This window comes from Anaerobacillus sp. 63XJN7_5_ISO-PGPR-S23-430, assembly GCF_056173695.1.
Genome location: NZ_CM149686.1, coordinates 1,568,679 through 1,586,507, shown reverse-complemented (window position 1 = coordinate 1,586,507; position 17,829 = coordinate 1,568,679). Strand labels below are relative to the sequence as shown.

Genomic DNA, 17,829 nt, shown 5'->3' with positions numbered 1-17,829 from the left:
TCACCTCTGTTTAGATCGAATACTTTTCATCCCATCTGACCATTCTAAGAAGGATATCATTTGTCTAACTTAAGTTACCAAACCCTTTAAGGAGGATACTTTCATGCAGCTTCACCACGGAAATTTATTCTGGCCAACAACTGTAGCAGAGCCCCCTACATTTCCTGAACTCACTTCATCCATCAACTGTGATGTCCTAATCATTGGCGGTGGTATGTCGGGAAGTATTCTGGCAAAGACGCTTGCTGACTATCATGTTGACACTGTTTTAATAGAAAAAGATACGATCGGCTCTGGAAGTACTTCGGCGAATACTGGCCTTCTTCAATTTTCTAATGATGCTATGCTTGTAGATTTGATCGATCGATTCGGGAAAGAGAAGGCTGTTTATTTTTATAAACTTTGCTTAAAGGCAATAGACGAACTAGAAAAGGTTGCAGGCTCTTTAAGTGAATCAGCTGAATTTAAACGAGCAGAAAGCCTTTATTTCGCAAGCAACGATCATCATGTAAAGAAACTCAAGAAAGAATACGAAGCTTTAACACATCATGGATTTGAAGCAGATTATATTGATCGTCACGCCATCGAAAGTCTCTTCTCCTTCACAGCTCCTGCAGGGATCTATACGAAAGGTGAAGCGGAAGTAAATCCGTATAAATTCGCACTTGCCCTTACAAGTGGCGCCAGAGAACTAGGATTAAGAGTGTTTGAGCATACCGAGATCCTCTCTCATCAATTTAATAAAAATAATTTAATCTTCGAGACTGAAAAAGGAGAAATTCGGGCAAAACATGTGATTTACGCAACGGGTTACGGTACGCAGGAGTTTGCCAAAACAAAAGGCGCACTACTCGAGCGCACCTATACCATTGCGACTGAACCCATACCGAAGTTTCCTGGTTGGCACAATCAAGCCCTTATCTGGGAAACCGATCGTCCTTATTACTATTTAAGGACGACTGCTGATCATCGCATCCTCATTGGTGGACTTGATTCTAATCTCAAAAAAGAAGAAAAACTCGAACAACAAGGACAGCTATTGCTAGCTAAACTGCATGAAATGTTTCCTTCTATCCAAACGTCAATCGCATATGAATGGAGCGCCATATTTGGTTCCACAAAAGATGGGCTACCTTACATAGGAAAACACCCAAAGTACGAGGGTGTCTATTTCATGTTAGGATATGGTGGAAACGGGACGGTTTATAGCATGCTTGGTGCCGAAATACTAAAAGATCTTATTTTGTATGATCATCATCCAGCCATGGAAATAACACGATTGAATCGATCGTAAATCATAGTTCCTCATGCTGTTGAAAAAAACGAATCATCTTCTTACCAAGGAATTGATAACTATCACTCAACAGAGCAAGGTCAATGGAGTATCCTAACTCCTGTTGAAGACGCTCGTATTCTCTAATTTGTTCTAACGAATAGGGACTTTTCATGGAATGGTGCCAAATCTTAACCGGACAAGGACACGCTTCCGTTTCTTTGTTGTCAATTCTCGTTAAAACCTCGTCATTCTCAATTTCATAAGCTTGTGCCATCTCTCGTAGTAACCGTTTATAGAAAAGACGGTTCACTTGTTCTTGTCTGACAAGACGCTTCAAATCAAAACAAGGGTTTAATAATGCCGCTGATCTAACTAAGGTATGACGATTGTTTAAAAAAGCATTTGCTGCTAACACTCCCATACCTTCCGCAACAACATGTATCCTCGGATTCAGAATTTCCTGTTTGTGAACAAGATGATAAATTCGTTCAGTTAATTTCGCTGCTTTTGGTGATCCCCAGTGCCTTCCATATAGATTGCTTGTATAGACTGTATAACCAGCCTCTAGAAAATCGGCAATCATCCCTTCACGCGTATGATTCTGCAACCAGAAACTTGTATCAGCATCAACGAAATGTGTTAAGCCACCTATAATAAATATGCCAAACCCGTTAGGCCGTTCAGGGACAAGAACGATCGTCCACTCCCCGTCTAATTGATAGGCTCGTTTACGAATACACATACTCTCCCCTCGCCCTTTTATCACTTTCTGTATAACCTATGCAAGTTACATATGGAAGAAAGGGTGAAGTGCCTATTTTGAGGGAATTTCATATCTTCTTCATCCCACGTCATTAGAAAGCGCCCTTAGTCATGATATGCACTATTGTTTCTATATATGTCCTTGCATGAAATTGGATATGATTGGGTATGGGAAAGAAGGTGGTGAGAAAAATGAAAAAAACAACTGTACTCGTATTTATTATTGTTTACCTTCTATTTAGTATTTCTGGATTTCTATTCCCCTATGATGCTGATTGGTATACGTCGCTTGCTAAACCTGATTGGACACCAAACGGTTCCGTTATAGGGACCATTTGGGCATTTCTGTTTGGGTTAATCGCTTTATCAACCGCCATTGTCTACCAAAAGCGTAGCTTCGGTCGTCATAATAGTGAGTACCTCTCACTACTCGGGATAAACTACATACTGAATCAAGCATTTAGTTATTTGCAATTTGATCAGCATGCTCTGTTTGCAACGTTCATGGACGCCCTCTTTATTGCAATCACTTCATTGATTCTTATTTTTCTTGCAGGTAGACAAAATCAGTTAGCAGGTTGGCTATTACTTCCTTATTTTCTTTGGACGGCGTTTGCTACATATTTATCATGGCTATTTTATTACATGAATTAAAATTGATAGATGTTGCACTTAAATATTTTGTGGTATGATAATCGATAGAATACGTTTACAAATGAGGTGAATTTATTGCGTTATCTTTGGGCAATTATCTGGGGAGTTCTACTTAGCAATATGATATTCTACGTACTTGCTTCTATGCAAGGTGGTCATTACGAGTTTGGCCCCGCATCACTATTTGGAGTTATCCTAGCTGTTGCGGCAACGCTTCTTGGAGAAGGTTTAATTTCCGATCCAGCCGAACAATAGAAACAAGCGCCATTTACGGCGCTTGTTTTTTTATTGCCTGTACCTATGCCCGATTCTTATTAATGATGAGGCTTGGGTTCCCTTGACCACTTTCGATTTTGATTTGAACATTCAGGGAACGCTTCACCTGCACGAAGTTCAATTTGTTGTGGATCTTTCACCATACCACCTGTCTCTCCGATTTCAATATATACACCATTGTTCGGCGCTTTTTGTCCAGGTGTAAACTGACGATTTTCTCCGCCCATATTACTGCCTCCTTCCACTCATCAACTTTTGCCCCCTTTATCAGCATTCATCATCGAATAATGTTTTATGTAACCTGACATACAAAATTCCCTTTACAAAAATGGAAGGACTGGTGTTTAATGGTTACATGTGTCAATTTATCTTGTAACCATTACTGGAGGAACATTACTCATGGAACTGTTGGAACTACTTAAGTATGCATTTCTTGGTTTACTTCAAGGCTTCACTGAACCCATTCCAATCTCATCAAGTGGACACCTTGTCATAGCGCAAAAATTATTTAATTTAGACATTGAAGGACTTAGTTTTGAAATCTTAATGAATTTTGCCTCCTTACTTGCGGTTCTTCTTATTTATCGCAATGACCTTATTCGCCTCACTTCTCATGGAATACGATACGTTGTCTCTCGGGAAGAAGAGTCAAAAAGCGAATTTATGTTTACCGTCTATCTTGTTGTTGCAACTATTCCTGCCGCTGTTCTTGGTATTTTGTTCGATGACTTTATTGGAGAAGAACTGAAGGGCATTAAAGTTGTTGGAGCTACTCTCATTATTACAGGTATCGCACTTTGGCTCATTCGTAACCTTCGTGGCTCCAAAGGCGAAGCTGGACTTAGTATCAAAGATGCCCTTATTGTAGGTTTGGCACAAGCTGTCGCTTTAATCCCTGGTATTAGTCGCTCTGGTGCAACAATCGTAGCGGCCATGGGACTTGGAATGAAACAAGAAACAGCTCTAAGGTTTTCGTTCCTATTATTCATACCTGTAAGCGTAGGTTCAATGATCCTTAGCATTGGGGATCTCCAATTTGGTGACATGCTTATACCATATATCGTCGCCTTCCTTCTATCTCTTACAGCTTCTTACTATTCATTGAAATGGTTTATGAATATTATGGCGCGAGGAAACTTAATTTATTTCTCTATCTATTGCTTTATCGTGGGCGCACTTGTCCTTATTTTCTAACCGGCTATCGCCGGTTTTTTTATTTGCCCTAACAAATTCCCTTAGGATAAAAGGAAATGTTGGTTGTGATAAGAAAGGATTACATGGGATAATAGAAAAAAATGATCAAAGGAGGATGAAAATGAAAGAAGATACGATTACATCAGACCCACTAAAAAAGTGGATTGCTGAAGAAGGCGAATCCATTTCGTTTCAAAAAGACGAGCCCCTTTATATGGATGGAATGAAAGCGGACCGTCTTCTTCTTATAAGATCTGGAAACGTACGTTTAAATAAGCTCACATCTGAAGGTAGAGAATTAACGCTACAAATCTGTCAACCAGGTGATCTTATTGGCGAACTTGCGCTCTACACTGGCCAATTAAACTTCTCCTCCAACGCATGGGCTGTAGATGACGTACAAGCAACCTTTGTGAAACAAGCTCACCTTGAAAAGACTCTAACAACAAACGCCCTGCTCGCCACAGAATTCATGAAATTCATGGGAGAAAACTTCAGAAAAAACCAATCAAAATTCCGAGATCTACTCCTACACGGAAAAAAAGGAGCACTCTACTCCACTCTCATTCGACTATCCAATACATATGGCGTTCAACAAAAAGATGACATACTCATCGACCTCCCTCTCACAAATCAGGAGCTAGGCAACTTCTGCGGCCTAACAAGAGAAAGCGTCAACCGCATCCTAAGCGAACTCAAAAAAGCCGACATCGTCTCCGTCACCCACAGCAAAATCACCATCCACAACCTAGAATTCCTCCGCTGCGCCATCCACTGCGAAGACTGCCCAATAACGATATGTAGGTTATAAGAAAAGCGAAAGCGCCCGTTTAGCCTCGACAAGCGCTGGAGCCCCATAAAAAGAACACGTTCTTTGTGTTCATTTTATGGGGTGAAGCGATCGAGAGGCTGGGCGCTGCAGCTAGACATGAAAAGCGGAGACGAGCGTTTAGAAACGGAGATATTGGAGCTCTTGAACTAGAACACGCCCTTTGTGTTCTGGTGAAAGAGTGAAATATCGCAGTTTCTGCGAGTCGTAGCTAGACACGAAAAGCGAAAGCGCCCGTTTAGACACGGCAGGCACTGGAGCCCTATAAATTGAACACGGTTTTTGTGTTCGAGTTATAGGGCGAAGTGACCGAGTGTCTGGGCGCTGCAGCTGGATCTTCGAAAAGCGGAGACGAGCGTTTAGAAACGGAGATATTGGAGCTCTTGATCTAGAACACGCTTTTTGTGTTCATCTAAAAGCCCAAAACATCACCTTCCCAGCTGTCACATCCCCTCTCACTAATAAAATCTCAAAATAAAAAAACACCCAGTCGGGTGTTCTTCACTCACCCTCCACTAACCGGAGGAATAAACGCAACAACGTCCTGATCGTTTACAACCTGATCTTCTGCCGCGTATTCTTCATTAATCGCCGTCATCGTATGATCAAGAGAAAGATCTGGATAATCGTTCATCAGAATTTGTTTCAGCTCAGAAACAACAAGCTGTGATTCCGATCGTTCTAGCTTTTCCTTCCCGATTTGCTCCTGCTGTTTTGCAAAGAAAAGAACAGTAATCATTTCTTTTCCTCCTTTGGTCATTTATTTTTGTATGAGGTCTTTTCAAGCTGATCACCAATCCACTCTTCCCCGTCGGTCCAGTACTCTTTTTTCCAAATTGGCACGATTTCCTTTATACGCTCAATCGCATAGCGACTGGCTTCATAACTTTCAGCGCGATGTGGGGAAGCGACAGCAATCACAACGGCAATGTCACTAATTGCTAATTTACCGATTCGATGCACAATAGAAGTTTGGACTGTTGGCCACTTCTCACGAATTTCTACACCGATTCGTTTCAACTGTTTTTCTGCCATAGAAGGATAAGCTTCATACTGTAGCGAGACCGTTTGCTTCTCACCAGTAAATTCTCTTACTGTTCCAATAAACGTGTTGATCGCCCCAGCCTCAGGACGGATTACACTACTAATCACCTTATTTACATCTATTTCTTCAGAAGTAATTAAGTAATATTCCATTTTCAATCTCTCCTTAAACCCTTCAATACATCATTTATACAACGATCCATTTCATCATATTGATAGCTATTCTTCACAGGCACATCGAGCTGCTCTTTTACAATTGTTCCAATAATATGGCTTTTTTCTAAAAGATCAAGATCTTCAGCATCTCTTATAATAGCAACCTTAGGGTAGCTTTCCTCTTTATAGCCTTCTATAAGAATAAGGTCAACATCAAACATTTCATATAATCGTATTAACTGATTAAGATCCCACTCATTTTCTTGCGTTGCTTGAACGGATACCATTCCGCCACCGCTAACTCCGGTCACTCTAGCACCAGCCTCGCGATGACGCCCCGTGTCTTTATTCTGATCACAGACGTCAGGAGCACCATGTCCGTGATGCTTAATAACGCCAACCTTCTTACCAGCTGAGGTAGCCATTTCTATGAATTTCTCCGCAAAAAGCGTTTTTCCGCTATTTTGATAACCGATTACTTGTAAGATTGGTATTCTCATTAGGACTCAGATCCTTCCTCGCGTAAAAGAAGGAGATCAACGATATCACCCGCTTTAAATCCTCGCGTTCCACCGGGTAGTACCGTGAAAGCATTGGCTTCAGCAAGTGACGTCACGCTTCCGGATTTATCAAGACCCGTTGGCTTCACATATATACGCCCTTCCCTTTCCTCTGTCTTACTTCGTACAAACCTGGTAAACGGATTCGGTTTAGGAAAATCAGTTAGTAACGTTCCTTTACTTCTCATACGATAAGGGAATTCCGAGAAAAGGGCACGCTTGATGATTGGTCTTGCGAATAATTCAAATCCTACAAAACAAGCGGAAGGATTACCAGAAAGACCGAACAAGAGTTTACCATTCCATTCTGCTACAGTCGTTACACTTCCTGGTCTCATGCCTACTTTATTAAATAAGACGGTTGCCTCTAACTTTTCATAAATAGCAGGAAGATAATCATAATCCCCTACAGAAACGCCTCCTGTTGTAATGAGAAAATCGACTTTACTTAACGCTTCTTTTACAGAAGTAAAACACGTCTCAAAGTCATCATCGAGCTTTCCAAAATAAAGCGGTACGCCTCCAGCGGCTTTAACTTGACCTTCAATCATTGGGGAGTTGCTATTACGAATTTTTCCTGGTTGAAGAGCTTCTTCAGGGTTCAATAGCTCTGTACCAGTAGCGTATATCCCAACTTGTGGTTTACGAGCAACGGGCACATTCGCATAGCCAAATGTGGCAAGAAGCGCTTTCACTCCAGGTGTAATCCGTGAACCTTTCTCAATCAATACTGTACCTGCTTTTGTATCTTCTCCTTGTAAGGAAAGGTTGTCGCCTTTCGCTACTTTTCGTTTCAACTGGATAAATGACTGACCATCCTCCTCCACTTCTTGAACAAGCTCAAGCATGATCACAGCATTCGTTCCTTCTGGTATTGCTGCTCCTGTCATAATCCGGATCGCTTCATTTCTTTCTGGAACTTTTGATGCAACCGTTCCTGCTCCTATTTCTTCAATTACTTTTAATTGAATTGGGTTGTCTCTTCCTGCTTCGTATGTATCTTCTGCTCTTATAGCGAACCCATCATATGGGGAACGATCAAACGGTGGAACATCATGATCGGCTTTCAAAGCAACACCGAGATGACGTCCGTCGCTTTCTTCTAGCGGAACCGTTTCGATTTCCCCTTCATAAGAGAGGTTCATCACTTTTTGAACAGCTTCTTCTACAGTGATTGGCTTCCTTCTCTCTACCATCATCTCATCTCCATCTGTTATGATTTTCCTCTTCATTGTAACAAAGATCAAGACTCTAGAAGTAAAATTCGAATGAATAGACACTGCACTGAATAGATTGTTAGTGATGCATCTTATATGGAAAGGAGTGATGATCATGCCTCAAAATCAATATCGGGTAAAGCCAGGCGATACACTGCTTAGAATTGCGGATTCTCATAACCAATCTGTCAATGAACTCAAACAAATCAATCAGCTGAACTCAAATATTATCTATGTAGGTCAAATGCTACGGATTCCTTCTGCAACTGATTATCCATCTTACACAGTTCAACCCGGAGATACATTGTTAAGCATATCCGATCGCTTTCAAATTCCTGTTGAAGAAGTAAAAGAATTAAATCAACTGCCATCTAACCTCATCTACGTTGGTCAGCACCTTGATATTCCGGCAAACCGCTCAATGCGAATCAACTATACAGTAAAAGCTGGAGATAGCCTTTATCAAATTGCAGTGAACAACAATACAACACCGAAGAGTATCAAAGTATTAAACGACTTAACGACAGATGACCTTTCCATTGGCCAAACGCTTAAAATTCCAGTATATACAGAAGTTGTCGTAAAGGCAGATCGGGCGAATGTCAGAACTGGTCCTGGTAAAGGGTATAACATCATTGCTCAGATGAGAACGGGGGCTAAGCTCGCTGTCGAAGGCATTCAAGGTAACTGGTACAAAGTGCAGCTATATGATGGCACGAACGGATGGATCTCCGATAGTCTCGTTACCTTTAATGCATATGGTGATGAGTTGCCAGTATCAAGAATTATCGGATACTATACGCTTGAAGAAGGTCCATCCCTTCCTTCTTCGTATAAGTCGTTCGTGTCAAACCGTTCTGCCCTATCTCAACTTGCTTTATTTCTGTTTCGAATTAGCGAGTCAAATCCAACAACGATTGAGAAGTTTGGGAAGTTTAGCGATAGAGAGATCGAGAAACTCGTTCAACTGGCTCATGATCAAAACATCAAAATTATGCCGGTTGTTCATAATCTGCTATACAAAAAAGGCGATACCGAACCGAGTAAAAAGGTTGTTCAAACACTCGTTTCAAGTGAAGAAAATCGTCGCGGATTTGCTTTAAACTTAGTTAAATTAATTGAGAAGTATAATTTTGATGGAGTTGACATCGACATAGAGGATGTTTATATCGAAGATGCGGATAAACTGACGCTTCTCTATCAGACGATCGGGGAAGAGCTTCATAAGAAAGGATATTTCTTTTCAGCAAGCGTTCCATCGAGAGCATCAGATGAATTAGTGAATCCATTTTCAGACCCATTTAACTATGCTGAAATTGGTAAAGCTGTTGATCAATTTATCGTGATGCTCTATAACGAATTTGGCTGGCCTGGCAGTCCAGCTGGTCCTGCAGTAACGGCCGGGTGGATGAAAAAAGTAATGACTTATGCTAAAACGAGAATCCCCCCTGAGAAATTAGTATCCGCTATCTCTGTATTTGGGTTTGATTTCAATCTTGATACGGATAAAAGCACTTATGTCACTTATGACATGGCAATGAAATTGAAAAAGAAACACAATGCAGAAGTTCAATTTGACGAAGAGCGTCAAACGCCATTTTTCAGATATAAAGATGAAGAAGGAAATCAGCACGAAGTTTGGTTTGAAAATGAACAAAGCATTGAAGCAAAAATCCGCTTAGCTAATGAACTTGGTGTCCAGGGCGTAGCGCTATGGAGATTGGGTATGGAAGACCCTGCTATTTGGAATATGATTAATGACAAGATCATTGTGGAACGAACGGAATAGAAAACGTCATTCTCTCATCCTCGCTTACTTTAGCGATTACTCATACCCAAAATTAAAAAAAGGAAGAGGAGCCCCTCTTCCTTTCCTACTTTCATTATCTAATGCCTAACGCAATTTTTGCATAGCGTGACATGTTATCTTTTGACCATGGTGGGTTCCAAACGATGTTAACATCCGCATCGTTCACTTCTTCCACGTCAGATAGCGCGCGCTTTACATCGTTAACAATTGTACCAGCTAATGGGCAACCCATTGCTGTTAATGTCATAACGACTTGTGCAACACCTTCATCATTTAGATCGGCTTCGTATACGAGGCCAAGATTCACGATGTCTATCCCAAGCTCAGGGTCAATAACATTCTCAAGAGCTTCAAATAATTTATCTCTCATTTCTTGATCTGTTTGTTCAGACATAGCATTCTCTCCTTTCATACATGTACTTCCAACCTTCATTATAACAAATTGAGGTTTAACTTAAACCGAAAAGCCTTAATTCTATAAATGAGTTTTAAACCAATCCACTAAAGCAAGGACAGCTTCACGTGAAACTTTATGGCCAGAAGTCTCATCTTTAATAAACTTCAGGCGGTCTTCTGCCCCTTCATAGAGCGGTTTAATCTGGTTATAGAAATCGTAGGTAAGGGTATAAGGAACAACTTTATCGACTGTACTATGCCACATCATTAGTGGACGACCATCAAGTTTATCTTCTTGAAGAGAAAGATCATAGGACTGCAATCCTTCAATTTGTGTTATCATCTCTTCTTCAGAGATAGGGAGACTAAATCCTTCTTCCTTTAAATAACGTATTTGTGCATTAGCTAATTTGAAATATGAAGGTGAGCCCATTAAGGAGACGGCGGCTTTAATCCATGGATACTGTGTAAGAGCACCAAATGTAAGGATTCCGCCCATGGATGTACCAGACATACCGATTCGGTCTTCTTGAACGAGGTTCCGATCCACAAAATGCTGCCTTAGTTGATCAAGTTCTGTTAAGCTTTGAATCACAATTTCCCAAAACACATATTGCCTCTTTTTCCCTGATAGGTCATCTTCACGTTCACCATGATGCACAGCATCAGGCAGAAGAACACGATATCCTTCACCTGCTAGAAGATAAGCGATGTGAAGATTATGTTCTTTTGCACTAGTAAATCCATGTTGAAACATAACTAATGGCAACTTATCATCAGCAAGGTTAGCGTCCACTATGTGTAAGACAGGTATATTCTCTATGTATTCATTAACAATTGTTATCATCATCTTGCTCCTTTCCTTTAGCAACCATCATTCTACTCTATCGTACCACTCATATAGTTGATTGAGAAATTTAAGGACAGCCTAGAAAACATAAAAACATGCAAGCAGTCGCTTGCATGTTCCGTTTGTTAATTTTTGATTTGCTCTTCGTGACTTTTTTCAACTGATTTCATATTTTCAAGCTTATTGTAGTATTGAGTTGGAAACTGTGATCCCTCATACACCATCTTGCTGTCACCACTATCATCTGACTGATCCGGTGTTGTTGGGTTACCCGCCTTCTCAATAGGTAAGGTATCGTTAAACTTCTTAGTCACTTGCTTACGAATACCGTTAGCTTTTGATTTTAATTTCGTTCTCTTCTCCTCATCCTTAAGCAAATAGGATGAAATGCCGATTGTCCCTGCCGCAATACTTGATATTAGCAATGTCTGTTTCTTAGTCATAATCGACTGCCACCTCCAATGGAATGATAGTTAAAGTGTACCCTTCTTAACAATTCCTCAAACGGCTATCATATCCTTTTAACATTCTTGTCAAAATTTTAATATTACTAAATAGACACATATATGGATGCCATGTACAATTAGTGTGTAAACACTAAATGACACTTTTCAAAGGAGCTTCTATGACAACTAAACCGCATCTAATCGCAATTGATCTTGATGGCACGTTGTTAAACAGCGAAAAGAATATTTCTGAACGCACAAAATCCGTTATTGCCGAAGCTAGAAGACAAGGACATCATGTTGCCATCGCAACAGGAAGGCCTTATCGAGCAAGCGTACGCTACTACAATGAATTAGCGCTTGATTCTCCAATTGTTAATTTCAATGGAGCTTTTGTTCATCATCCTCTTGATCGTTCTTTCGGGACGTATCATTCACCAATGGAATTAAATACGGCTAGATCGATCGTCTCTTCTTGTAGTGAAATTAACGTAAAAAACATCATGGCCGAAGTGTTGGATGATGTTTATTTGCATCAGCATGATGAGCTGATTATGCAAAATATGATTATGAACGAATCCTCTATCTATACAGGTGAGATTCACAAAAACCTTAAAGACGATCCTACATCTCTTCTCATTCATCCACATGAACAGCAGCTCGCTGATCTTCGCTCAATGTTAAAAGAGCATCACGCAGAGATGATCGAGCATCGCGTTTGGGCTGCTCCTTTAAACATTATTGAGATTGTTCGTGCAGGATTAAACAAATCAGTAGGGCTTAAACGGTTAGCCGAGCATTTCAATGTCCCTCAAGAAAGAATCATTGCCTTCGGGGATGAAGATAACGATCTTGAAATGATCGAATATGCTGGAACTGGCGTGGCGATGGGCAATGCGATTACTGAATTAAAAAATATATCTAACGAAATCACGATGACTAATGAAGAAGATGGTGTTGCTTCCTTCCTTGAAGAAAGGCTAAACATTATCCTACCTGATAAAAGACAGCTATCCTAAGCTGTCTTTTTTGTTTAATGAAATCAGGATGAAGATCGAATAATTACTGATCGATGAACTCATCCTATAAAAGAAAGGGAGGGATTAATCATGGCAAAGAATAGTAAAACAAAGAGAATGGTAAAAGAAGGTGCGGATCGAGTTGTCCAAAACATGGACCAACACGACCTGACAAGCTTAAGCAATGAACAACGTAAGAAACAACAACAAGAAAATTTGTCAGGTGGTGAATAACGATGGGTAATCGTCATTTTCAGCTTGCTCGAGAAGCCGTTGCAAAAGCGGAGCAAATGGCTGCAGGTCATCCAGAGTTGCAAAACCAAATCGATGTGGCCCAAAATAATCTTTCTGCAGCTTTTCACCAATCTACAAGCGCAGAAAAAGAACAGCTCACATCTTACCAGGCAGTTATACAAGAACTTAGCCATGAATCATCCAATAAACCCTTTTAATTTCCACGAAGAAGAAACCCGTCATGTACGACGGGTTTCTTCTTCGTGGAAATGCATTCATCTAACGTTATTATACATTTAAAAAAGTTTTATGACCGGTTTAAATTTTGTTCGCCTGCCAAGCGAATTCAGTACTTCTTTTGTTATCAGCTTATATCCTTTTGCATTTAGCTGGAGACCGTCTTTTTCATAAAGCATTTTACTTTTCTTATTTTCTCGAATCAATTGCCAGAGATCAATATGTCTTGTTCCAAGCTTATTTGCTAAATATTTTATTCGATCAGCATAACCCTCTATTTTCTGATTCGTCATTGAGACATTTCCTTCATTCATCACTGGTGATGGTGAAATAAGAATAACCCGTTCTGAAGGGAGATTATTAACCATGTACTCAATATTTCTTTCAAACTCACTCAAATCTGAACTTTGTCCTAAACAAGCTTCTTGCGTTCCAAAGAAAATGGTTACATAATCCGGTTTGTAGCTGAGAACATCAGACTGAAAACGCGATACCCCTTCTCTAGAAGTTGGGGTTGAACCTGCATTAATCACGATCCATTCATCAAGAGCCCCTCTTATCCTTGATGTAAGACGTTCGTTCCCTTTATCATCTACTTCCCTCGCTGTTAGGCAGTCGCCAAAACAAACAAGTACAGGCATATCTTTCCTCCCCCTTTCGTTCCGTTGTTACCAGTTCTTCAAAATGGCTGTTCGAAAATTGCCTTGCTCTACTATCTCTTGAATTTCAACTATCACTTCTTTTTCAAAAATTGGGCCGTTCCATACAAACGTATGAAATTCTCCATTTTCACCGCACGGATCCACGTTATTTGGAAGGGATTGAAGAAAGTTATCATCAAATGGTTTCCCTACCCAATCAGGAGATATTTTTGACTGATCAACCGTTGTAATCACTGCTTTAAAGCCTGTGGAGATGAATCTTTTTGCCGTATGTAAAGTGGAATGTTGCCATAATGGGTATATGCCCATCAGTTTGCACTCCTGTAAAAGCGTTTCCCGATAACGACGAATATCATCTAAAAATAAATCAGCGAATACGACCCCTTCTATTTCTGCTTCTTTAAACACCTTATATTGATTGCTAACAAGTTTCTCGTATTGCTTATTCGTACAGTTATCTGGTAAATTGGTTATCGTTAGAGGCAGACCAATAGCAGCTACCTGCTTTTCAAGCAACGCTGTATGTACGCCATGAAAAGGAATGGCACCATTTGTTTCGTTAATGGTTGTCCATAATCCTTTCACTTGAAGATGTGATTGCTTTAAACAATCGAATAAAGCTATGGCGCTGTCCTTCCCAGAGCTCCATGAAAAAATTAAATTCAATGTATTAGCTCCTTTCTTACTCTATATAGACGAATGGAAAAGGCTGAATGTTTCAAATATCTTGAAATTAATTAAAAACTTTATTCAAACCTTCTTAAAAAGGGATTGAAGTGTTTGAAGTCGAAACAGTATGACGGAGGTGGAACGGTAATGAATGTGTATCAATTATCCAGCCAGACAGATGAAGACATGATTGAAAAGGTTTCAAAGTTATTAATGAAGCAAATTACTCGTTCTGATCAAGATGGAAGCTACGATAAACTCGTTAAAGGAGTAAAGCTTGCTCTTGATGAACAGACAGCATCACGAATCGTTGTCGCAGAGTCTGATGACGAAGTCCTTGGCGTCGCGTTTTTTAATATCGGCGTCAGCCTCTCTAGTGGTGGTCCATATATTTGGTTAAATGAATTATTTGTTGATCCAGATGCACGAAATAGAGGTATTGGTAGGAAATTACTACTTCATGTGATTTATTGGGCTGAGAATGAAGGGATTAAGGGCATTGAACTTGAAACAGGAATTCATAACGCTGTTACAAAACACCTATACAATTCCCTCGGTTTCCATGACATTATTTCAAAAAGATACGGGTTTACCTTCTCTTCTTAAAGATTATTTGCTGCAAGAGTTGTTTCTGATACACTAAGAGATGGTAGAGAAAGGAGGCGTTTATAAAATGGAATTACGCGTAGATCGTACACCAAACCCAAATGCTATTAAAATCACAGCAGACCAACAGCTTTTCGAAGGAACTTCAAGCCATTCTTTCAAGAAGAATGACAATCCTGATCACCAAATGGCTGCTGCACTTCTAAAATTAGAAGGTGTTGATAATGTGTTTGGATACCAGGATTTTATTACAATTAATAAGATGCCAGAGGCAGATTGGGATACATTACTTCCCGAAGTAAAAGAAACAATCTCTAATAACGCATAGAAAAAAGTTCCTCGGATATCCGAGGAACTTTTTTTGTGTTGTTAAGTAGTAGGTGAGATGTTTCACTTTTTTACTCGGGAACTCAAAGGGCGTGTTCTTTTTGTGGGGCTCCAGCGCTTGTCGAGGCTAATCGGGCACTTCCGCTTTTCTTGTCTAGCTGCGACTCGCAGAAACTGCGATATTTCACTCTTTCACCAGAACACAAAGGGCGTGTTCTAGTTCAAGAGCTCCAATATCTCCGTTTCTAAACGCTCGTCTCCGCTTTTCTTGTCTAGCTGCAGTGAGCAGGGACTCGATCGCTTCAGCCCTTCATCCGAACACAAAAACCGTGTTCAAATGAAGGGCCTCCAGCGCTTGTCGTCCCTAAACGCTCACTTCCGCTTTTCTTAACCATCCGTTCTAAAGAATCCGAAGATGCCTGTGGTGTTGACTATGTTGGTGAAGGCGGTTGGGTCGATGTCTTGGATGATGTGCTCGAGGTCGTATAGTTCATAGCGTGTGACGACGATCATGAGCATTTCTTTGTCTTCTCCTCTGTAGGCACCTTTTGCAGGGAGCTTTGTGATTCCTCTAACAAGTCGGTCATGAATAGCTTTTTGCATTTCATTTCCTTTGGAAGTTACGATCATTGCTGTTAGTTTTTCGTGACGTGTATGAATGACGTCGATTACTCGAGATGATACGTATAAGGTAACGAGCGTATAAAGAGCTTTTTCCCAGCCATAAAGCATCCCTGCAGTGAGGATAATCAACGCGTTCATGCTGAAGAAATACGTACCGATTGGACGGTCTTTCATGCGGGATAGAATCATGGCTACGATGTCCATTCCTCCGGTGGAAGCCCCCCATTTTAATGTAAAACCGATACCAATTGCTGCAATGACTCCGCCAAACACTGCATTTAGCAGTATATCTTCTGAAAGAGCCTGTACTGGAATGATTTCAAGGAAAAAGGTAGTAGCTCCAACACTGATAATACTATACAATGTAAAAGACTTACCCACTTTCTTCCATCCCAGTATAGCTACAGGGATATTTAGTAACATAAGTAAAATACCCGTTGAGATTGAAATTGGCGTATAATCACTTAGTACGCTGGAGATCAGCTGTGCGATACCAGTAAAACCACTAGCATATACATTGGCAGGGATAAGAAATAAGTTCAGAGAAACTGCACCAAGGATCGCACCTAAGAGAATCACAATAATTTTTTTTACTTCTTCCAATAAGAACACCTTCTTTTTTGAAACAGAGATTTAACTCGTTTACAGAATATAAGTAGAGACTGATCCGATTGACAATATTCACTCTCAGGATCCGATCTTTATAAGTGACGATTAGGTAAAGCCACATCTACTAAGCCATGTATATCTAATCAAACTATCTAATCTACGTCAACTGTTTTCTATTCAACCCCATCAATAGGATTGATTTCCTCTTTGCTAATGGGATAAACTTGATTATAACAATCATTCATTTACATACCGACTTAAAAATGAAGAAGGGACGATCGTCCATGACAGTTAAAATCATTACAGATAGCGCCTCGGATTTGCCAGAGGATCTCGCACGAAAGCACGACATCGACATCATGCCACTAATGGTCATTATCGGAGATCAGGAGTATTATGATCGTGAAGAGATCCAAGCAAAAGAGTTATATAAGACTTTGCGAGAAGGTACAATGGCCAAAACGTCGCAAATTCCTCCAGCACGGATACGAGAGACATTTACGAAATACGCTAAAATGGGTCAGCCTTTTATTTATATTGCGCTATCATCTGGCATTTCAGGTACATACCAATCAGCTGCCATCATAAAAAATGAAGTACAGGAAGAATACCCTGACGTACAAATGGAGGTCATTGATTCCAAAGCCGCTTCTCTCGGCTACGGACTCATGGCGATACACGCTGCAGAGCTTGCTGAAAAAGGTGAAGGATTTGAGCAAATATCAGAAAGCTTAAACAGCAAGTATTTAACGCACATGGAACACATTTTCACAGTAGACGACCTGGAGTTCCTTCAGCGCGGCGGTCGAGTCAGCAAAGCTTCGGCCTTCTTTGGTGGAATGTTAAAAATCAAACCAGTGCTCCACGTTGAAGATGGGAAACTTGTTCCGATTGAAAAAATTCGTGGTAAAAACAAAGTCACAAAGCGTATGGTTGAGATCATGCAGGAACGCGGCGTTAATCTTCAGTCTCAATTAATCGGCATATCACATGGAGATGACCTTGAAAGCGCTGAAAAATTAAAAAGTGCGATTCAAGAGACATATGGGAGTGAGCACTTTGTCATTCATGAAGTAGGCGCTACGATTGGCTCTCACTCAGGACCAGGAACACTTGCTTTGTTTTTCTTAAATAAATAACTTCCTTTTACATAGGATGTCGCATAATCGCGTACTCTATTATTGTGCATGGCAATCCTAGCAAGGGAGGACATAACGTGTCATCAACAAAAGATAATAATAAAAAAGCAGTTGATCATAATGCTAAACGAATGTTGAAAAACAAGTTGAAAGAAGAAAACCGTGAAGGCGGGAAACACCAGTATTCTAAGGATACTGACCACTTGTAGAGATCAAGCAATGAAAAGAAACCG

Annotated in this window: 25 protein-coding genes; 13 read left to right on the top strand and 12 right to left on the bottom strand. The window is 40.3% G+C overall.

The genetic code is table 11. The features are described 5' to 3' along the window. Nucleotides 1–103 precede the first annotated feature (103 nt). Entirely contained in the window at nt 104–1,294 is a 1,191-nt protein-coding gene (locus AC0VYJ_RS08615) for an NAD(P)/FAD-dependent oxidoreductase (protein WP_475367175.1), read from the top strand. Between the two features lies 1 nt (nt 1,295). Here the strand turns inward: AC0VYJ_RS08615 and AC0VYJ_RS08610 are convergent, their stop codons facing one another. Further along, nucleotides 1,296–2,018: a hypothetical protein gene (locus AC0VYJ_RS08610; protein WP_430242124.1), complete on the bottom strand. Its 723-nt coding sequence runs from the start codon at nt 2,016–2,018 to the stop codon at nt 1,296–1,298. A gap of 212 nt (nt 2,019–2,230) precedes the next feature. On the opposite strand from AC0VYJ_RS08610, the gene AC0VYJ_RS08605 reads away from it, so the two are divergent. Both AC0VYJ_RS08605 and AC0VYJ_RS08600 read left to right on the top strand, forming a co-directional pair. Next, on the top strand, nt 2,231–2,692 hold the full coding sequence (locus AC0VYJ_RS08605) for a TspO/MBR family protein (protein ID WP_430242127.1): 462 nt from the start codon (nt 2,231–2,233) through the stop codon (nt 2,690–2,692). A 75-nt stretch (nt 2,693–2,767) separates the two neighbouring features. Beyond that, nucleotides 2,768–2,947, top strand: a complete 180-nt coding sequence (locus AC0VYJ_RS08600; protein ID WP_430242129.1) for a YjzD family protein — start codon at nt 2,768–2,770, stop codon at nt 2,945–2,947. A gap of 59 nt (nt 2,948–3,006) precedes the next feature. Here AC0VYJ_RS08600 and AC0VYJ_RS08595 read toward each other — a convergent pair whose 3' ends face one another. Beyond that, nucleotides 3,007–3,195, bottom strand: coding sequence for a YjzC family protein (locus AC0VYJ_RS08595; protein ID WP_194221177.1), 189 nt, complete (start codon nt 3,193–3,195; stop codon nt 3,007–3,009). A gap of 172 nt (nt 3,196–3,367) precedes the next feature. On the opposite strand from AC0VYJ_RS08595, the gene AC0VYJ_RS08590 reads away from it, so the two are divergent. Next, entirely contained in the window at nt 3,368–4,162 is a 795-nt protein-coding gene (locus AC0VYJ_RS08590) for an undecaprenyl-diphosphate phosphatase (protein WP_475367174.1), read from the top strand. Between the two features lie 121 nt (nt 4,163–4,283). Further along, nucleotides 4,284–4,973 (top strand): Crp/Fnr family transcriptional regulator, encoded by a 690-nt coding sequence (locus AC0VYJ_RS08585; protein ID WP_430242133.1) that lies wholly within the window; start codon nt 4,284–4,286, stop codon nt 4,971–4,973. A gap of 523 nt (nt 4,974–5,496) precedes the next feature. On the opposite strand, the gene moaD is transcribed toward AC0VYJ_RS08585, so the two are convergent. Genes moaD through AC0VYJ_RS08565 form a run of 4 tightly spaced genes read right to left on the bottom strand, consistent with a single transcriptional unit; the run spans nt 5,497 to nt 7,947 of the window. Then, nucleotides 5,497–5,730, bottom strand: coding sequence for a molybdopterin converting factor subunit 1 (moaD, locus tag AC0VYJ_RS08580; protein WP_226612591.1), 234 nt, complete (start codon nt 5,728–5,730; stop codon nt 5,497–5,499). A 17-nt stretch (nt 5,731–5,747) separates the two neighbouring features. Further along, nucleotides 5,748–6,188, bottom strand: coding sequence for a molybdenum cofactor biosynthesis protein MoaE (locus AC0VYJ_RS08575; RefSeq protein ID WP_430246926.1), 441 nt, complete (start codon nt 6,186–6,188; stop codon nt 5,748–5,750). Between the two features lie 2 nt (nt 6,189–6,190). Beyond that, nucleotides 6,191–6,691 carry a molybdopterin-guanine dinucleotide biosynthesis protein B gene (mobB, locus tag AC0VYJ_RS08570; protein ID WP_475367173.1) on the bottom strand — a complete coding sequence of 167 codons (501 nt, stop codon included), beginning with the start codon at nt 6,689–6,691 and terminating at the stop codon, nt 6,191–6,193. Next, nucleotides 6,691–7,947: a molybdopterin molybdotransferase MoeA gene (locus AC0VYJ_RS08565; protein ID WP_475367172.1), complete on the bottom strand. Its 1,257-nt coding sequence runs from the start codon at nt 7,945–7,947 to the stop codon at nt 6,691–6,693. Before AC0VYJ_RS08565 ends, mobB begins: the two co-directional genes overlap by 1 nt. 136 nt (nt 7,948–8,083) lie before the next feature. Between AC0VYJ_RS08565 and AC0VYJ_RS08560 the strand changes: the two genes are divergently transcribed. Continuing rightward, nucleotides 8,084–9,757, top strand: coding sequence for a LysM peptidoglycan-binding domain-containing protein (locus tag AC0VYJ_RS08560; RefSeq protein WP_475367171.1), 1,674 nt, complete (start codon nt 8,084–8,086; stop codon nt 9,755–9,757). A gap of 94 nt (nt 9,758–9,851) precedes the next feature. Here the strand turns inward: AC0VYJ_RS08560 and AC0VYJ_RS08555 are convergent, their stop codons facing one another. The 3 genes from AC0VYJ_RS08555 to AC0VYJ_RS08545 form a co-directional block, all read right to left on the bottom strand. Continuing rightward, on the bottom strand, nt 9,852–10,172 hold the full coding sequence (locus tag AC0VYJ_RS08555; protein ID WP_194221171.1) for a metal-sulfur cluster assembly factor: 321 nt from the start codon (nt 10,170–10,172) through the stop codon (nt 9,852–9,854). An 81-nt stretch (nt 10,173–10,253) separates the two neighbouring features. After that, on the bottom strand, nt 10,254–11,021 hold the full coding sequence (locus tag AC0VYJ_RS08550; RefSeq protein ID WP_475367170.1) for a prolyl oligopeptidase family serine peptidase: 768 nt from the start codon (nt 11,019–11,021) through the stop codon (nt 10,254–10,256). A gap of 128 nt (nt 11,022–11,149) precedes the next feature. Continuing rightward, nucleotides 11,150–11,467: a hypothetical protein gene (locus AC0VYJ_RS08545; RefSeq protein WP_404682436.1), complete on the bottom strand. Its 318-nt coding sequence runs from the start codon at nt 11,465–11,467 to the stop codon at nt 11,150–11,152. A gap of 182 nt (nt 11,468–11,649) precedes the next feature. Between AC0VYJ_RS08545 and AC0VYJ_RS08540 the strand changes: the two genes are divergently transcribed. From AC0VYJ_RS08540 to AC0VYJ_RS08530, 3 genes are all read left to right on the top strand, one after another. Continuing rightward, nucleotides 11,650–12,489, top strand: coding sequence for a Cof-type HAD-IIB family hydrolase (locus AC0VYJ_RS08540; RefSeq protein WP_475367169.1), 840 nt, complete (start codon nt 11,650–11,652; stop codon nt 12,487–12,489). Between the two features lie 90 nt (nt 12,490–12,579). Beyond that, the gene (locus AC0VYJ_RS08535; RefSeq protein WP_194221167.1) at nt 12,580–12,723 is read left to right on the top strand and encodes a hypothetical protein; all 144 of its coding nucleotides are present in this window, start codon (nt 12,580–12,582) and stop codon (nt 12,721–12,723) included. A gap of 2 nt (nt 12,724–12,725) precedes the next feature. Then, nucleotides 12,726–12,941: a DUF3813 domain-containing protein gene (locus AC0VYJ_RS08530; RefSeq protein ID WP_194221166.1), complete on the top strand. Its 216-nt coding sequence runs from the start codon at nt 12,726–12,728 to the stop codon at nt 12,939–12,941. A 78-nt stretch (nt 12,942–13,019) separates the two neighbouring features. Here the strand turns inward: AC0VYJ_RS08530 and AC0VYJ_RS08525 are convergent, their stop codons facing one another. Continuing rightward, the gene (locus AC0VYJ_RS08525) at nt 13,020–13,601 is read right to left on the bottom strand and encodes an SGNH/GDSL hydrolase family protein (protein WP_475367168.1); all 582 of its coding nucleotides are present in this window, start codon (nt 13,599–13,601) and stop codon (nt 13,020–13,022) included. 27 nt (nt 13,602–13,628) lie between these two features. Then, nucleotides 13,629–14,288 (bottom strand): Dph6-related ATP pyrophosphatase, encoded by a 660-nt coding sequence (locus AC0VYJ_RS08520; RefSeq protein ID WP_475367167.1) that lies wholly within the window; start codon nt 14,286–14,288, stop codon nt 13,629–13,631. A 150-nt stretch (nt 14,289–14,438) separates the two neighbouring features. Here AC0VYJ_RS08520 and AC0VYJ_RS08515 point away from each other — a divergent pair, with 150 nt between their 5' ends. Both AC0VYJ_RS08515 and AC0VYJ_RS08510 read left to right on the top strand, forming a co-directional pair. Next, complete coding sequence (locus AC0VYJ_RS08515; protein WP_194221163.1) at nt 14,439–14,897, top strand: GNAT family N-acetyltransferase; 459 nt, start codon at nt 14,439–14,441, stop codon at nt 14,895–14,897. A gap of 67 nt (nt 14,898–14,964) precedes the next feature. After that, entirely contained in the window at nt 14,965–15,225 is a 261-nt protein-coding gene (locus AC0VYJ_RS08510) for a NifU N-terminal domain-containing protein (protein WP_430246623.1), read from the top strand. Nucleotides 15,226–15,611: 386 nt separating this feature from the next. Here AC0VYJ_RS08510 and AC0VYJ_RS08505 read toward each other — a convergent pair whose 3' ends face one another. Next, nucleotides 15,612–16,460, bottom strand: a complete 849-nt coding sequence (locus AC0VYJ_RS08505; protein ID WP_194221161.1) for a YitT family protein — start codon at nt 16,458–16,460, stop codon at nt 15,612–15,614. Nucleotides 16,461–16,741: 281 nt separating this feature from the next. Between AC0VYJ_RS08505 and AC0VYJ_RS08500 the strand changes: the two genes are divergently transcribed. Both AC0VYJ_RS08500 and AC0VYJ_RS08495 read left to right on the top strand, forming a co-directional pair. Next, complete coding sequence (locus tag AC0VYJ_RS08500; protein WP_194221160.1) at nt 16,742–17,596, top strand: DegV family protein; 855 nt, start codon at nt 16,742–16,744, stop codon at nt 17,594–17,596. Between the two features lie 77 nt (nt 17,597–17,673). Beyond that, nucleotides 17,674–17,805, top strand: a complete 132-nt coding sequence (locus AC0VYJ_RS08495) for a DUF3941 domain-containing protein (protein ID WP_226612574.1) — start codon at nt 17,674–17,676, stop codon at nt 17,803–17,805. Nucleotides 17,806–17,829: the final 24 nt, after the last annotated feature.

Excerpts from the sequence above, each read along its gene's own strand:
- AC0VYJ_RS08500 (WP_194221160.1), top strand. The coding sequence starts at position 16,742 with ATGACAGTTAAAATCATTACAGATAGCGCCTCGGATTTGCCAGAGGAT.
- AC0VYJ_RS08535 (WP_194221167.1), top strand. The coding sequence starts at position 12,580 with ATGGCAAAGAATAGTAAAACAAAGAGAATGGTAAAAGAAGGTGCGGAT.
- AC0VYJ_RS08515 (WP_194221163.1), top strand. The coding sequence starts at position 14,439 with ATGAATGTGTATCAATTATCCAGCCAGACAGATGAAGACATGATTGAA.
- AC0VYJ_RS08605 (WP_430242127.1), top strand. The coding sequence starts at position 2,231 with ATGAAAAAAACAACTGTACTCGTATTTATTATTGTTTACCTTCTATTT.
- AC0VYJ_RS08545 (WP_404682436.1), bottom strand. The coding sequence starts at position 11,467 with ATGACTAAGAAACAGACATTGCTAATATCAAGTATTGCGGCAGGGACA.
- AC0VYJ_RS08610 (WP_430242124.1), bottom strand. The coding sequence starts at position 2,018 with ATGTGTATTCGTAAACGAGCCTATCAATTAGACGGGGAGTGGACGATC.
- AC0VYJ_RS08510 (WP_430246623.1), top strand. The coding sequence starts at position 14,965 with ATGGAATTACGCGTAGATCGTACACCAAACCCAAATGCTATTAAAATC.
- AC0VYJ_RS08585 (WP_430242133.1), top strand. The coding sequence starts at position 4,284 with ATGAAAGAAGATACGATTACATCAGACCCACTAAAAAAGTGGATTGCT.
- AC0VYJ_RS08540 (WP_475367169.1), top strand. The coding sequence starts at position 11,650 with ATGACAACTAAACCGCATCTAATCGCAATTGATCTTGATGGCACGTTG.
- mobB (WP_475367173.1), bottom strand. The coding sequence starts at position 6,691 with ATGAGAATACCAATCTTACAAGTAATCGGTTATCAAAATAGCGGAAAA.
- AC0VYJ_RS08590 (WP_475367174.1), top strand. The coding sequence starts at position 3,368 with ATGGAACTGTTGGAACTACTTAAGTATGCATTTCTTGGTTTACTTCAA.
- AC0VYJ_RS08575 (WP_430246926.1), bottom strand. The coding sequence starts at position 6,188 with ATGGAATATTACTTAATTACTTCTGAAGAAATAGATGTAAATAAGGTG.
- AC0VYJ_RS08555 (WP_194221171.1), bottom strand. The coding sequence starts at position 10,172 with ATGTCTGAACAAACAGATCAAGAAATGAGAGATAAATTATTTGAAGCT.
- AC0VYJ_RS08525 (WP_475367168.1), bottom strand. The coding sequence starts at position 13,601 with ATGCCTGTACTTGTTTGTTTTGGCGACTGCCTAACAGCGAGGGAAGTA.
- AC0VYJ_RS08560 (WP_475367171.1), top strand. The coding sequence starts at position 8,084 with ATGCCTCAAAATCAATATCGGGTAAAGCCAGGCGATACACTGCTTAGA.
- moaD (WP_226612591.1), bottom strand. The coding sequence starts at position 5,730 with ATGATTACTGTTCTTTTCTTTGCAAAACAGCAGGAGCAAATCGGGAAG.
- AC0VYJ_RS08550 (WP_475367170.1), bottom strand. The coding sequence starts at position 11,021 with ATGATAACAATTGTTAATGAATACATAGAGAATATACCTGTCTTACAC.
- AC0VYJ_RS08530 (WP_194221166.1), top strand. The coding sequence starts at position 12,726 with ATGGGTAATCGTCATTTTCAGCTTGCTCGAGAAGCCGTTGCAAAAGCG.
- AC0VYJ_RS08565 (WP_475367172.1), bottom strand. The coding sequence starts at position 7,947 with ATGGTAGAGAGAAGGAAGCCAATCACTGTAGAAGAAGCTGTTCAAAAA.
- AC0VYJ_RS08615 (WP_475367175.1), top strand. The coding sequence starts at position 104 with ATGCAGCTTCACCACGGAAATTTATTCTGGCCAACAACTGTAGCAGAG.
- AC0VYJ_RS08595 (WP_194221177.1), bottom strand. The coding sequence starts at position 3,195 with ATGGGCGGAGAAAATCGTCAGTTTACACCTGGACAAAAAGCGCCGAAC.